General features: G+C 43.5%; 12 protein-coding genes. 10 read left to right on the top strand and 2 right to left on the bottom strand.

The features are described from left to right. The 10 genes from QUA90_RS27410 to QUA90_RS27455 form a co-directional block, all read left to right on the top strand. On the top strand, positions 1-1,063 hold a 1,063-nt coding region (locus QUA90_RS27410; protein ID WP_333448459.1), incomplete at its 5' end, for a hypothetical protein. Next, positions 1,054-1,698 carry a CIS tube protein gene (locus QUA90_RS27415; protein WP_333448460.1) on the top strand — a complete coding sequence of 215 codons (645 nt, stop codon included), beginning with the start codon at positions 1,054-1,056 and terminating at the stop codon, positions 1,696-1,698. The genes QUA90_RS27410 and QUA90_RS27415, both read left to right, overlap by 10 nt. Before the next feature lie 5 nt (positions 1,699-1,703). Continuing rightward, the gene (locus tag QUA90_RS27420) at positions 1,704-2,774 is read left to right on the top strand and encodes a contractile injection system protein, VgrG/Pvc8 family (protein ID WP_333448461.1); all 1,071 of its coding nucleotides are present in this window, start codon (positions 1,704-1,706) and stop codon (positions 2,772-2,774) included. Between the two features lie 14 nt (positions 2,775-2,788). Then, positions 2,789-3,490 carry a phage baseplate assembly protein V gene (locus QUA90_RS27425; protein ID WP_333448462.1) on the top strand — a complete coding sequence of 234 codons (702 nt, stop codon included), beginning with the start codon at positions 2,789-2,791 and terminating at the stop codon, positions 3,488-3,490. Between the two features lies 1 nt (position 3,491). Next, positions 3,492-3,815 carry a hypothetical protein gene (locus QUA90_RS27430; protein WP_333448463.1) on the top strand — a complete coding sequence of 108 codons (324 nt, stop codon included), beginning with the start codon at positions 3,492-3,494 and terminating at the stop codon, positions 3,813-3,815. Further along, positions 3,816-4,202 (top strand): GPW/gp25 family protein, encoded by a 387-nt coding sequence (locus QUA90_RS27435; protein ID WP_333448464.1) that lies wholly within the window; start codon positions 3,816-3,818, stop codon positions 4,200-4,202. It abuts the gene before it with no gap. A gap of 5 nt (positions 4,203-4,207) precedes the next feature. After that, the gene (locus QUA90_RS27440) at positions 4,208-8,464 is read left to right on the top strand and encodes a putative baseplate assembly protein (RefSeq protein ID WP_333448465.1); all 4,257 of its coding nucleotides are present in this window, start codon (positions 4,208-4,210) and stop codon (positions 8,462-8,464) included. Positions 8,465-8,466: 2 nt separating this feature from the next. After that, the gene (locus QUA90_RS27445) at positions 8,467-9,459 is read left to right on the top strand and encodes a hypothetical protein (protein ID WP_333448466.1); all 993 of its coding nucleotides are present in this window, start codon (positions 8,467-8,469) and stop codon (positions 9,457-9,459) included. Then, positions 9,429-10,820 carry a phage tail protein gene (locus QUA90_RS27450; RefSeq protein WP_333448467.1) on the top strand — a complete coding sequence of 464 codons (1,392 nt, stop codon included), beginning with the start codon at positions 9,429-9,431 and terminating at the stop codon, positions 10,818-10,820. The genes QUA90_RS27445 and QUA90_RS27450 overlap by 31 nt, the downstream gene beginning before the upstream one ends. Before the next feature lie 172 nt (positions 10,821-10,992). After that, positions 10,993-12,687, top strand: a complete 1,695-nt coding sequence (locus QUA90_RS27455) for a hypothetical protein (protein ID WP_333448468.1) — start codon at positions 10,993-10,995, stop codon at positions 12,685-12,687. Between the two features lie 50 nt (positions 12,688-12,737). On the opposite strand, the gene QUA90_RS27460 is transcribed toward QUA90_RS27455, so the two are convergent. Both QUA90_RS27460 and QUA90_RS27465 read right to left on the bottom strand, forming a co-directional pair. Beyond that, positions 12,738-13,094 carry a hypothetical protein gene (locus QUA90_RS27460; RefSeq protein ID WP_333448469.1) on the bottom strand — a complete coding sequence of 119 codons (357 nt, stop codon included), beginning with the start codon at positions 13,092-13,094 and terminating at the stop codon, positions 12,738-12,740. Next, a complete protein-coding gene (locus tag QUA90_RS27465) occupies positions 13,060-13,191 on the bottom strand; it encodes a hypothetical protein (RefSeq protein WP_333448470.1) in 132 nt (43 codons plus the stop codon). The genes QUA90_RS27460 and QUA90_RS27465 overlap by 35 nt, the downstream gene beginning before the upstream one ends. Positions 13,192-13,273: the final 82 nt, after the last annotated feature.

A 13,273-nucleotide genomic window follows, 5' to 3' on the forward strand; every position in this document is an offset into this window, starting at 1 on the left:
GGGAAAGTCAGTTAGCAGTGAGCTGGGGGAATCAACACTTCCTCTAGTTAAGTTTACGCCAGACTCGATTTCCGAAAAAGTACCCATTATTCAAGCAAAATTTGCTCCGGCGAGCGAATCAATCTTACTTCATGACTTGGCTCGGCAAAGCTCGCAACTAAGTGAAGTAAACGACGCAAAACAAAATCACATTCCTGAAAGTATTTCAGACAATCTAGCCGAATCTTTGGTTTCTATTGCTTCAGGTTCAAAAAAATTAGACAATATTGGGCAACCGCATCAGTCAGCTACTGCGATAAATTCAACTTCTAACTTAGAGTTTTCCCAAATCTCTGTTAACCAATTGCCTGTTGTTCAGGCTAAATTAGACTCAGCCACTCAATCTGCTGATATATTATCTCCAAGTAGACCGGGAAAGTCAGTTAGCAGTGAGCTGGGGGAATCAACACTTCCTCTAGTTAAGTTTACGCCAGACTCGATTTCCGAAACGGCATCGCTAACGGTTCCTGTGTTTAGCCAAATAAGGGCGGATCGGGCATTGACAAATGAAGGGTATGGCTCTACATTAAAAGTTATAAGTCAGGCTACCCAAACTCAAAATATGCTATTAACTCCTACAGAGGAGTTAAGCGCAAAAAAGACGGACTTAACCGGACGGAATTCACAGCTATTACTTAGACAAAATATAGTCCCTAGCTGGAAGGGATTGGATACACAACTTTTATGGTCTGTTCCTCCATTACCCAGCAATAGAACAGTAGCAGCTAATGGGAGTCAGGATTTAGTTACTAGACAATATCACTCAGGAGAAAAGGCAGAACATAGAAAAGCAACTGAAGTTGGGATCGTCAGAACTGTTCCCCATGCTGATACTAACAATTCTGCCAGCACTTTTCCCAATAGTTCTGCAAGTTCAGCTATACAAGTACAGTATTCGTCTCCTACTCAGACAAGCAGCCAAACTCCGATTGACCTGGATAGTTTAGCCGACAAAGTAGAGCGTAAACTGATACGACGGCTCGCGATCGAAAGTGAGCGAAGAGGACAGAAACGATGGCGCTAGAAAAACTAAAAATTCTAATTGAAGACCAAACTCAAGGAAAACCAAATAAAGAAATACAAGCCTTATTCAACCCCAACCAAGTGACAATTAGCAAAACAGGCTGGAGTGAAGAGAATGATGGACCAGTCCCCGCTTCTGGGCCAGCTACTTTAACCATTGAGTTGTTTTTTGACACTACAACTTTAGGGAAATATCCGCCAGAAAACGTTCAAAACTATACTAAGCAAATTTACAGCTTAACTCTCATTGGAAAAAATAACAGACCCCCTTTATGTCAAATAATTTGGGGTAAAAATGTTTTATTGCCTCTGGGAATCCTTAAATCTTTAACTAAAACTCTTACCCACTTTTTAGAAGATGGAACTCCCGTTGCTGCTAAATTAAGTTGCAATTTTCAGGAGTGGCAAGACTCCACACAAAAGAAAAAAATTGAAAATCCAATAGACGACCCGATTCGGATTGTTAAGCAAGGAGAAACTCTCAGCAGCATCGCCGCGCAAGAATATAACGATCCTGCTCTGTGGCGGTTGATTGCTAAAGAAAATAACATGGATAATCCGCGTTTATTGGAGCCCGGTAAGCGTTTGACGATACCGCCAAGGCGTGCGGATAGCATTACGCAAGGGAGGCAATAATTACAGTGCCTAACCCCAGTGGAGTTGACTCATTAGTTCCCAAGTTGAACGTCCTGATTAAAGGAAACCGCTTACCTATGGAAACCGTTGGAGATTTACTCTCAGTAACCGTTTCCGAAGATTTGGACATACCCGCTATGTTTACCCTCGAATTGGTGAATTGGAATCTGGTAAAAAGCCAAATTACTTGGGCAGATAGTGAATTGTTCGATATTGGGAATACGATCGAAGTTCAAATGGGGTACGGGAACACTTTAAAAACTTTAATTGTTGGAGAAATTACCGGATTAGAACCGGAATTTTCCCAAACGGCAACTCCAAAATTAGTGGTGCGGGGCCACGATTTGCGCCACCGACTGTTAAGGGGCAGTAAAACTCGCTCTTTTACCCAGATGAAAGATAGCGATATTGCTAGTAAAATAGCTGGAGAACAAGGAATTAGTTGCACAGTTAAAGATACCAGTATAAAATTAGAATATATTTTCCAAGCCAACCAAACTGATTTAGAATTTCTCCAGCAACGGGCTAAGCGCATTGGGTATGAAGTAACACTAGAAGGCAAAACCCTATACTTTCGATCGCACCAAAATAATACTCAAAAAGTTTTGACACTCAATCGAAGCGACGATTTAATAGAATTTTCGCCTCGATTGAGTACGATGAGCCAGGTGGGACAGGTAGAAGTGCATACCTGGGATGTGAAGCAAAAAAAAGCTCTGGTTGGCACAGCGGGTGCTGGCGATGAAACCACTACCATGAAAGGAGGCACTAGCGGGCCAAAAAATACTAATCGGGCTTTCGGTAAAGCCACTCATGTTATTATTAATGAGCCTGTATTAAGTCAAGCGGAAGCAGAACAGATAGCTAAAGGACAGTATAATGATATGGCTCTCGCTTATATTACGGGGGAAGGGATTTGTCAGGGAAATCCTGAATTGCGTGTCGGTCATACTATCGAAATGACAGAATTGGGTAAGCGTTTTAGCGGTCTCTATTATCTAACTTCAGTCACTCATATTTATTCGCAAGATTTAGGATATCGCACGGAATTTTCGGTCAGGAGGAATGCGGCGTAATGGGCAGGAATCTATTGTCCTATTTACAGGATGCAAATGAGGGAAGCGATCGCTTTTACGGCGTTACTGTAGGCATCGTGACCAATAACAAAGATGAGGAGGGATTGGGGCGAGTCAAAGTAAAATTTCCTTGGCTGTCCGAGACAGATGAAAGTTATTGGGCAAGGGTACTGACGCCGATGGCGGGGAAGCAGCGGGGATTCTACTTTTTGCCAGAAGTCGAGGATGAGGTGTTAGTGGCGTTTGATCGCGGCGATATTTCTTCTCCTTATATTTTGGGCGGGCTTTGGAATGGTCAAGATAAGCCACCTGAATCTAATACCGATGGCAAAAATAATCTTCGGGTAATTAAATCCCGCAGCGGTCATAAGATTATTTTGGACGATACGGAAAATGGCGAGAAGATTACTATCTGCGATGGTACTGGCAAAAACCAGATCGTCATTGATTCAAAAAATAACGCGATTAGCATCGAAGGAGAAAAAGATATTTCGATAAAAGCCAAAGGTAAAATCAGTCTGGAAAGCAGCGATGGAGATATTTCTATCAAGTGTAAAAATTTAGATATTCAAACTCAGCAAAATTGTGAAATAAAAGCCAATTCAAAAGTTGAGGTAAAAGCCAATTCTAATTGCAATATTCAAGCTAATGCTGGCATGGCTTTGAAGTGCATGGCAGGCGTGAAAATTAACGATGGTGCCTTGGAGGTAATGTGAAATGCCGGGATATTTGTTACACGCTGGGGCGAGTGTTATTTGCGTTCATGGGGGACAAGCACAACCCACAGCCCCTAATCCCAGAGTTAAAGTGATGGGACAACCTGTGGTGACTCAGATATTTCCCTATACCGTTGCCGGTTGCGTCAATCCACCACCGCCAGCTAACGTTGGCCCTTGCGTAATGGCGCAGTGGGTGAGTGCTGCACTCCGAGTCAAGGTAATGGGACAGCCCGTTTTGCTGCAGGATAGCAAAGCGGTGGCGATACCCACTGGCACTTCATTGAATATTTTGGTGACTCAAGTTCGCGTGAAGGGAATGTAAATGAATGCTGATTTTTTAGGGGTGGGATGGACATCGCCGGTGAAGCTCAACAGTGCCGGACAAATCGAGATGGCACGCTATGAAGATTGCGTTCGTCAGTCAATTTTAATGATTCTGGGTACTGCTAAAGGCGATCGCATTATGCGGCCTGATTTTGGGTGTGGCATTCACGATCTGGTCTTTGCCAATAATAGCCCCGGCACGATCGGACAAGTCATTCATGAAGTGCGTCAATCTCTGATTGACTGGGAACCGCGTATCGATCTACTGGAAGTAGATGCTAATCCCGAGGAAGCTCACCCGAATCGACTGCTGATTTTAATTAATTATCAGGTTCGCACTACTAACAATCGGTTTAATTTGGTTTATCCGTTTTATTTACAGTAATTATTATGTCGATTCAGCCTCCAAAAATTGACAATCGCAGTTATGATGACATCGTTAACCAAACGGTAAAGCTAGCACAGCACTTTACCGCTGCATTAGTTGAACGGACATCTAAAGGGCTGGAAGACCGCATCCTAGCTGAAGACATAATCGACATCGGCTCAGACAACAATGAAATAATTGCGAAAGCAGACACGTTGGTGACTCCACAGTTGGCTAAGAAAATCGCTACACGCCAAGCAGCCAATCTAGTGAAAGTGAAGGTCAAAGATTCGCAAGAAGGACAAGGTAATGAGTCGGTTAAGCCCACACCAGAATTGCTAAAAGATCGCATTTTAAATGAAAACATTATCGACATTGATGGTCAGATAATTGCCAAAATAGGCGAATCAGTGAATGAGGATTTGGCGAAAAAGATTGCCGAAGTCAAAACTAAACTGGTGAAGGTAAAAGGTTGGCAAGGCAAAAACGATGCTGGGATGGGGCTGATTCGCATCTTTGGGCGCATGGCGGCGCTGGTGAGCGATCGCCTCAACAAAGTCCCAGATAAAAATTTTCTCGCGTTCCTCGACTTAATTGGCACTCAGCTATTGCCTCCTCAGCCTGCCAAGGTGCCTCTGACTTTTTCTCTAGTAGAAGGGAGTCTTGTAGATGCACTGGTTCCTGCCCACACTCAAGTAGCTGCCCCACCTGCTAAGGAACAGGAAGAAGAAGTGGTGTTTGAAACCGATCGCGAACTGGTTGTAACGACTGCCCAACTGAAGGCGGTGTTTGTGCGGGAACCTGAGAAAGACAAGTATAGCGATCGCACTTCACAAGCAACAGGAAAAAAAGATGCTGCATTTGAGGCGTTTACAGGAGAACAGCCTATTGAGCATTGTCTCTATTTAGCCTGGGATGAACTTTTTGCTTTGCCTGGAAACAAAACTATAACTCTAAAATTTTACTCGTCTGAAGCAACCGACCTAGCAAAGCTACTAATAAATTGGTCGTATTGGAATGGTAGCTGGCAAGTGCTGAAACTAACTGAAAACAAGCTAATAGATGGTAATTTGGAAGTAGTTACTCAAAATTTTCCCGTTCTTACAAATCAAACGATAAAGGGCGTAGAAACTGGCTGGCTAAAGGCGTCACTAAATCAGCCATTACTTGAGGCATTACTTGATAAAGATGAAATGAAAGGAACAACGCTTGATGAAGAAGCAGTAAAAGGGAAAACACAACTTAAGCTTAAAGATATTAGAAACATTAATTTAGTTAATAATATTATTCGAGTTGCGGGTAGTAGTAACCAGGAAGACTGTAAAATTATCAGTATTGACTCTGAGAAAAAAACGCTTACCCTTGAGACACCTCTCCAGTACAGTCATCCAAAAGATACTAGAGTATGGTTCTTAAAACTTCCAATAGTTAATAACATCACTGCTAGTGCAAAGATCGAGCAGAACAATTTAACACCTGACTTTTGCTTTTTCAACACGGTTCCCATCGATCTCAGCAAGGACTTTTACCCTTTTGGGGAACAACCTCGCTTTAATGACACCCTATATATTGCAAGTAAGGAAGTTTTTGCCAGAGCCGGTGCTATAGTTACAATCGATTTGCAATTAAGTAATGGACTACCTGTAAAAAATGATGGCGGTGTGGAGATGGCGTGGGAAGCATGGAATGGTCATACCTGGGAGCAATTAGAAAAAGCTATATCAGAAACAACTTTATCAGAAACAACTTTATCAGAAAAAGCGATGGCGGCTTCAAAAAAAATAAAAGTTAAAAGTACGACGGGTTTTGCCAAAGATAATTCTATCCGAATTGCTCCGGGGGCTAGTACACAGGAAGATAATATTATTGAAGCGATTAATAATGAAAAATTGGAGTTGACGTTGCAAACCGGACTGAGAAACGCTCAGGAGACAGAGACAAGCATAATTAAAACCTCGGTAAGTATACTTACTGATAGTGGAAAAGTGAGTTTAACCTTGCCTTCAAAAATAGATCGAGGTACGGTTAATGGGGAAACCAGCTATTGGATTCGGGCGCGGATTGTTAAGGGTGACTACGGAAAGCCAGCTTTTACTAGACAACGCAAAGATAATAATAATAGCAACGGTTATCCTATCTATGAATTTGTAGAAGCTAGTTTTCAGCCTCCATCAGTGGAGTCGTTGAGGTTGAGCTATAGCTATGAAGCAAATGGTTCTTTGTCAGCTTGTTGTGCTTATAATGATTTTCATTACGTAGAGCTACTAACTACTGCACTTAGAGAAGATAGCAAATCAGGGCAAAAAATTCTTAAACTTGCTAGTATGCTGGGTTTTGCTGCAGGCGATCGCCTGTGGATCGATCGCACAGAAGAACAGGAAATTGAAGCGATCGCTCTCGAACAGAGAACCGTCACCGTAAAGCCAGGATTAGCTGCAGATCGGGATGTTGGAGAATTAGTGGAGTTTTTCACTACCCTGCAAACAGAAGCTAAGAAAGGGGAAAGAATTCTCAAGCTGTCTAGTGTTAAGCATTTTAGGGCAGGTCAGAGCGTGCGAATTATCACGACCAATGGCAGCCTTCCACAAGAATATGAATGTGAAATAGAAGCAGTCAATCTCGATCGCCAAACGGTCACGATCCGGTCAGCATTGACTCAAGATTTAGCCAAAAACATGAAAGTTCTGCAATCTTTTCAGCCTTTTAAAGTGACAGCCGATCACGCTCCGGCTCTGTACCTGGGGTTTGACAAACCGTTTGCGAATCGACACACAAGCCTTTTTGCTCAGGTAGAACCTCCACAGTCAGTGCAACCCAGCGATACAGAAGCCGTGCAACTGGTTTGGGAATATGCTAGTCCTTCAGGCTGGTCTTGGTTGGGAGTTAAAGATGAAACGAATGCTTTTGCTGAACGGGGGCTGATTGAGTTTATCGGCCCAACTGACTGGAAAAAAACTTCGGAATTTGGTCAAGAGCTTTTCTGGTTGCGAGTAAATTGGCAGGAAGGTCAGTTTCGCGTACCGCCTCGCCTGCGACGACTGCTGACCAACACGATGTGGGCAACTCAGGCAATCACCCTGGAAAATGAGATTTTAGGGTCAAGTGATGGCACTACCAGTCAGATTTTCCGTACCATCCAAAAACCCGTACTCCAAGGTGAGCAGCTAGAAGTGCAGGAAGGCAAGATTCCCTCTGTTGAGGAACGGGCAGCGAGCGAGTCACAAGAGGGAAACGCTGCGGTGAAGGTTGTCAGGGATAAGGCAGGACATATAGAAGCTGTATGGGTGCGCTGGCAAAAAGTGCGGGACTTCTATGGTTCTGGGCCGCGCGATCGCCATTATGTCTTGGATCGGTTGACGGGAGAAGTGCGGTTTGGGGATGGGCAGTATGGTATGGTGCCGCCTCAAGGACGCAACAATATTCTCCTCTGCCAGTATCAAACGGGTGGCGGGACGCGGGGAAATCTGGCTGCTAATACCGTTGTTCAGCTAAAGACTACGGTTCCATATATAGAAAAGGTGACTAACCTGGAAGCTGCTGGGGGGGGAACCGAACAGGAATCTATCGATCAAGTAAAAGAACGAGGGCCCAAGTTTCTCCGCCACCGCGATCGGGCTGTAACGATTCAAGACTTTGAGGATTTGGCTTATGAAGCTTCACCGGAGGTCGCTAGGGCAAAAGCGATCGCTCCTACTTTTAAACAGAAGTCGCAGGAGCAAAAAGACAACCATCCATTCGACCCGCTCGATCCTAACTTGTGGCTAGACCCCAAGACTCTTAACCCCAACTTAGATAATCACAACAAAGCCAAATTTGACAATGCCGGACAAATCAGAATCCTGATCGTGCCGAGAACTACAGCGCCTCAACCTGTTCCCAGTCTGGCTTTGATTGACTGGGTGAAGGCTTATATGCGAGAGCGTTGTGATCCCAGTGTATACTTACAAGTTACTGGCCCAGAGTGGCAGGCTGTATCGGTTACGGCAGAGGTGGTTCCGGAATCCCTGGAGACAGCGGATTCGGTCAGGGTAGCAGTTGTCCAGCAGTTGGAAAAATTCCTACATCCCCTGACAGGAGGAAAAAAAGGTCAGGGATGGGCTTTGGGGCGTTTGCCTCAACAGTCGGATTTATATGCAGCAATCCAGTCAATTCGAGGGGTAGACCACGTTCGCTCTTTAAAGGTCGAACCCGACCCTCAGACGAAACACTTATCTCCAGAGCAGTTGATTCACCCTGGCTCCCTTATTATTAGCTCGATTTTGCCAAAGGAAGGAGCATAAAAATGCCATTACCCTTGCCGAATTTAGATGACCGCACCTATGCTGACCTTGTAGAAGAAGCGCGTTCTCTCATTCCGATCGAGTGTCGGGAGTGGACAGACCACAATCCAAGCGATACCGGAATTATCCTGATTGAGCTGCTGGCTTGGTTGACGGAGATGGTTTTGTATCGGGTCAATCGTGTTACCGACAAGAATGTGGAAACGTTTCTCAAGCTGCTCAATGGCCCTGAATGGAAGCTGGAAGGGGATTTACAAGCAGCGATTCGAGAAACGGTTTTAGAGTTGCGAAAACCCAATCGGGCAGTTAGTAGTAAAGATTTTGAGGAACTGGCGTTGGCGTGGAAGAGTGATAAAGGCTATGTGAGGCGATCGCGCTGCATTCCGAACCGAAATCTAAAGCAAAAAAAATCAACGGATCGGAATATTCACGCTCCCGGACATATTAGTTTGGTGGTGGTTCCAGAAACTTCAGGAGAAACATCAGCATTCATTAAAGACCTTCAGGAATATTTAGATGAATGGCGACTTTTGACTACTCGCCTTCATGTTGTCGAACCCAACTATGTGACTCTGAAACTCAAGGCGCAGTTATATCTAGAGGAGGGTGCTAATCCTACTAAAGTTGGACACAAGGCAAAGTCGGAGGTGGAAAATTTCTTCCATCCCTTTAACTCACACACACATTGGAATGGCAAAGGTTGGCCTTTTGGTCAGAATGTTTACTTTTCTGAACTTTATCAATTACTGGATCGATTGCCTGGGGTGGATTATGTTCGGGGAATCAACCTTGAGGTACCTGATGCTACCACAACTGAATTGACAAAAACAAGTGATGCAAATTCAAGCCAGCTCACGCTTACTGATGATAATAACCTGACTAGCATTATCCTCAATGACGATGAATTGGTGGCAGTACAAGTTGATAGGAATAGTTTTACGATGATGGAACACAAGGGGGGAGAATGGAAACCAATAACCAATCTAACAGAATAAGTAGTTATTTGGAGTATCTGCCAGCAAGCCAGCAAGCAGATCCTTTTTTGGGGCGGTTCTTACTGGCTTTCGAGCGAATTTTGAGCGGTTTCTCTTCTACCGAACCTCAAGATCCGTTTTTGAAACAACAGGGGTTAGAAGAAGAAATTAACCGCATCCATACCTACTTTTATCCGGGTACAAAAGAAGACTCTGATACAGCTCAGAGTGAATTTTTACCTTGGTTGGCGGGCTGGGTGGCATTGAGCTTGCGGGAAGAATGGACGGAGGAAGGCAGTCGTCAGTTTATCAGACAAATTGTGCCGTTGTATCGTAGGCGCGGTACAAAGGCAGGTCTTGAAAAAATTTTAGAGCTTTATCTGAAAAGCTCTAATTTGCCTGGAAAGGTTCAGATTTTTGAATTTGATAACCCGCCCCATTACTTTCAAGTTCAGTTAACCCTAGCCATAACTGATACGGATTTGTATTGGCGACAGAAACGAATAGCGAAAGCGATAATTGACCAGGAGAAGCCTGCTCACACGTATTATGTGCTGAAAACTCAGGTGCAAACGATGCGGCTGACTGGTCAGTTTTATTCAGTTCATTTAAAGCAGAAGGGGAAGATTACAGCCAGTGTCGAAATAGAGACAAATGATGTTTTAGTCCTCAGCATCAAGGGGACTCAAGCACGGGCTAAACTTGTTAAGCAAAATACTGGCAGAAAGTCAGTAAGCGTTAGTCATAACGTCACGCAAGAATTTGATGCTAATATACCTTGGCAGATCACGGTGGCGAATCTGAGTGATAATATAGTTACAGGAAAGATTACAATAACGGTATATTATGAAGAGGAGACCGATTCACAAACGAAAGGAGAGACGCAGGAGTTCGCACTGCCTCCTGGGTTAAAAATAGGTAAACATCCTAATAGAAATACCTTTATAGGAACCGATTATGTGCTGAAAACTCAGGTGCAAACGATGCGGCTGACTGGTCAGTTTTATTCGGTTCATCTAAAGCAGAAGGGGAAGATTACAGCCAGTGTCGAAATAGAGACAAATGATGTTTTAGTCCTCAGTATCAAGGGGACTCAAGCACGGGCTAAAATTGTTAAGCAAAACACTGGCAGAAAGTCAGTAAGTGTTAGTCATAACGTCACGCAAGAAGAATTTGATGCTAATATACCTTGGCAGATCACGGTGGCGAATCTGAGTGATAATATAGTTACAGGAAAGATTACAATAACGGTATATTATGAAGAGGAGACCGATTCACAAACGAAAGGAGAGACGCAGGAGTTCGCACTGCCTCCTGGGTTGAAAATAGGTAAACATCCTAATGGAAATGCCTTGATAGGAACCGAAATAGGAAAGAATTAGTAAGGAAAGGAGAAAACCCGTGACCGAATCCGACACAACCCAGCGACCGAATTATTTTGCCGGTCAATATCTTTTAGAAGAAGATTTTCAACTGGAACAGACTTACCAAATCGAACGACTGGAACGGCACAACCGTCTACTTCATGTTTCTGGTATTGCGGAAGGATTGGAGGTGACTTTAGTTCAAGATGAGAGTTTAAAGGTCAGGGTGTCTCCTGGCACGGCAGTGGATACACAAGGAAGGCAAATCATCCTGTCCAAACCAGAAGAGAAAGAATTGACCGTGGATATGGCAGGGAAAAAAGAGATAATTCTATACATAAAATATGCAGAGGAGAAGAAGGCGCAGGGAGGAAGGGAAGGTTTAACGCGAATAGTAGAGGAGCCAGTCATTGATTTTGAAAAAACAGAAGAATCCCTGGCATTAGCGACGCTGAAGAAGGAAGCGGATGGAAAAATTAATATAGAAAAGAGCGTCCGACAATATACTGGTCTGAGGTTACATGGGGGGGGAAAAAACGAAGTAACACTGAGCTATCAGGTAGAACAAAAAAGCGCTGTCCTAAATGGAAATTTAAGTATAACCGGAATACTAAATATAAATTGCGAACACCCCGAATACACCTCCCCAAAAATAACGATAATGAGTGGAGAAGGAATAACAGTAGACAAAAACAATAAAAATAATGCCGCCCTGCATCCAGGAATTTCATTTGGATTTCCCTGTGGAGAGGGAATATCATCACAAAGATTGCCCGTTAACGACCAACAAGGCAATCTGAAGGGGATTGATATCTATACAAACACTCAGCGGAGGATGAGCATAACAGCAGAGGGAAATGTAGGCATAGGAATAATAAGCCCGCAACAAAAATTGGAGGTGGGAGGTAATTTGCGGGTTGTTTATAAAATGGTAGTAGAAGGCTTGGACGGCAAATGGAGTGATGAAGAAACTGCGACACTGGAGATAAGAAAAGGCGATCTATTGGTAAAAAAAGGAGATGTCAGGGCACAAAAGTTTTATGGTGACGGGAGTGAACTCACGGGAATAATGAATAATATCGTTGGAATGATAGACGGAGGTATTAAGATAGATCAACCACTTAATTTTCTGAATGGAATTGATATCTCTACAAAAAATCAACCGAGGCTGAGTATAACAGAAGAAGGAAATGTAGGCATAGGAACAACAACCCCGCAAGAAAAATTGGAGGTGGCAGGTAATTTGCGGGTTGTTAATAATATGGTAGTCGATGGCTCGGTCAGCATCGGGACAAAACAAGAGGGAGGGGTCCTGGAGATTGGAAGAGGCGATATCAATGTACAACAAGGAAATGTCAGAGCACAAAAGTTTTATGGTGACGGGAGTGATCTCACGGGAATAATGAAAAAAATCGATGGAATGATAGACGGAGATATAAAGATAAATAAACCACTAAAGTTGTGTAGAGGAGAAGAACAAAAAAGAATAATATTAGAGGAAAGAAACGAGAGTATATTATACACAGACAACGTTATATATTGTCAGGGCGTAATAATAGATGTAATAATAAATAATATTGTCATAAAAAACTATCCAGATGGAGAAGACCAAAGAATGTGGTATACAAGCGAAGGAATCCCAAGGGAAATTGAAGACAAGGAATTAGAGAATATAATATGGGTGAACATAAAAGGAGAGAAATCACAAAAGGAATATAAGGAAGAAGTTGAGGTGTATTCAATGAATAGAGGGTTTCCACTTACAAAAGAGCAAGATACGACATATGATCACAACGTAGTAATGATATTTTTCAAGAGAGAGATTAGATGGGAGGAAGAGGAAGAGATGAGAGGAAGAATAAAAGTTGCAAGAAGAGTGTTATGAGGGAGTAGGAAGAAGGGCATTGAAAGAGGCTAGTGAAAAAGCGGGGAAGATTACTTATAGAGGGGTGAAGGAGATTGGTTGAAATGAAGAGAGATTGCCGGACGAGGTAGAAGAGAAAAATTATTTATCTCACCAACCAAACCAAAAGCAATGCGATCGCTCACCATCAAAACACCATTCACCCAACCCCGCACCCACTGCCACCACCGCCCCAAATATTCCCCAATGCGCGCAACTGACGCACCTTGCACGCACAAGCCGGGGAACCTTCTCCACACACCTCTCCACCGTCTTCTGAGTAACCCCCAAACCCAAGGGTGAAAACCAATATCCAAAAAATCAAACCCCCGCGATATCCGCCCGATAAAGGTCTTATCTAGGTGCTTTTCTACCCGCAAATCCGCCATCTCCTGATTCACCGCCAAAATAGCCGTCCGCAACTTCCAGCCCGATCGCCAATGCCTTTAATACCATTGCATCTTGCACCGCCCAAATTTCCTTCACCTCTCCCCATTCGTAACAAGTTAAGCTTGGATGGCAGTTGTCAAGGGGATTTGAGAAGATGCTTCAAAGAAAAAGTAGTCAG

Source organism: Microcoleus sp. D3_18_C4 (assembly GCF_036702355.1).
Classification (GTDB): Bacteria; Cyanobacteriota; Cyanobacteriia; order Cyanobacteriales; family Microcoleaceae; genus Microcoleus.

Bases quoted from the DNA above. Each gene is read 5' to 3' on its own strand.
- QUA90_RS27415 (WP_333448460.1), top strand. From the start codon at position 1,054: ATGGCGCTAGAAAAACTAAAAATTCTAATTGAAGACCAAACTCAAGGA.
- QUA90_RS27430 (WP_333448463.1), top strand. From the start codon at position 3,492: ATGCCGGGATATTTGTTACACGCTGGGGCGAGTGTTATTTGCGTTCAT.
- QUA90_RS27435 (WP_333448464.1), top strand. From the start codon at position 3,816: ATGAATGCTGATTTTTTAGGGGTGGGATGGACATCGCCGGTGAAGCTC.
- QUA90_RS27440 (WP_333448465.1), top strand. From the start codon at position 4,208: ATGTCGATTCAGCCTCCAAAAATTGACAATCGCAGTTATGATGACATC.
- QUA90_RS27445 (WP_333448466.1), top strand. From the start codon at position 8,467: ATGCCATTACCCTTGCCGAATTTAGATGACCGCACCTATGCTGACCTT.
- QUA90_RS27450 (WP_333448467.1), top strand. From the start codon at position 9,429: ATGGAAACCAATAACCAATCTAACAGAATAAGTAGTTATTTGGAGTAT.
- QUA90_RS27460 (WP_333448469.1), bottom strand. From the start codon at position 13,094: ATGGCGGATTTGCGGGTAGAAAAGCACCTAGATAAGACCTTTATCGGG.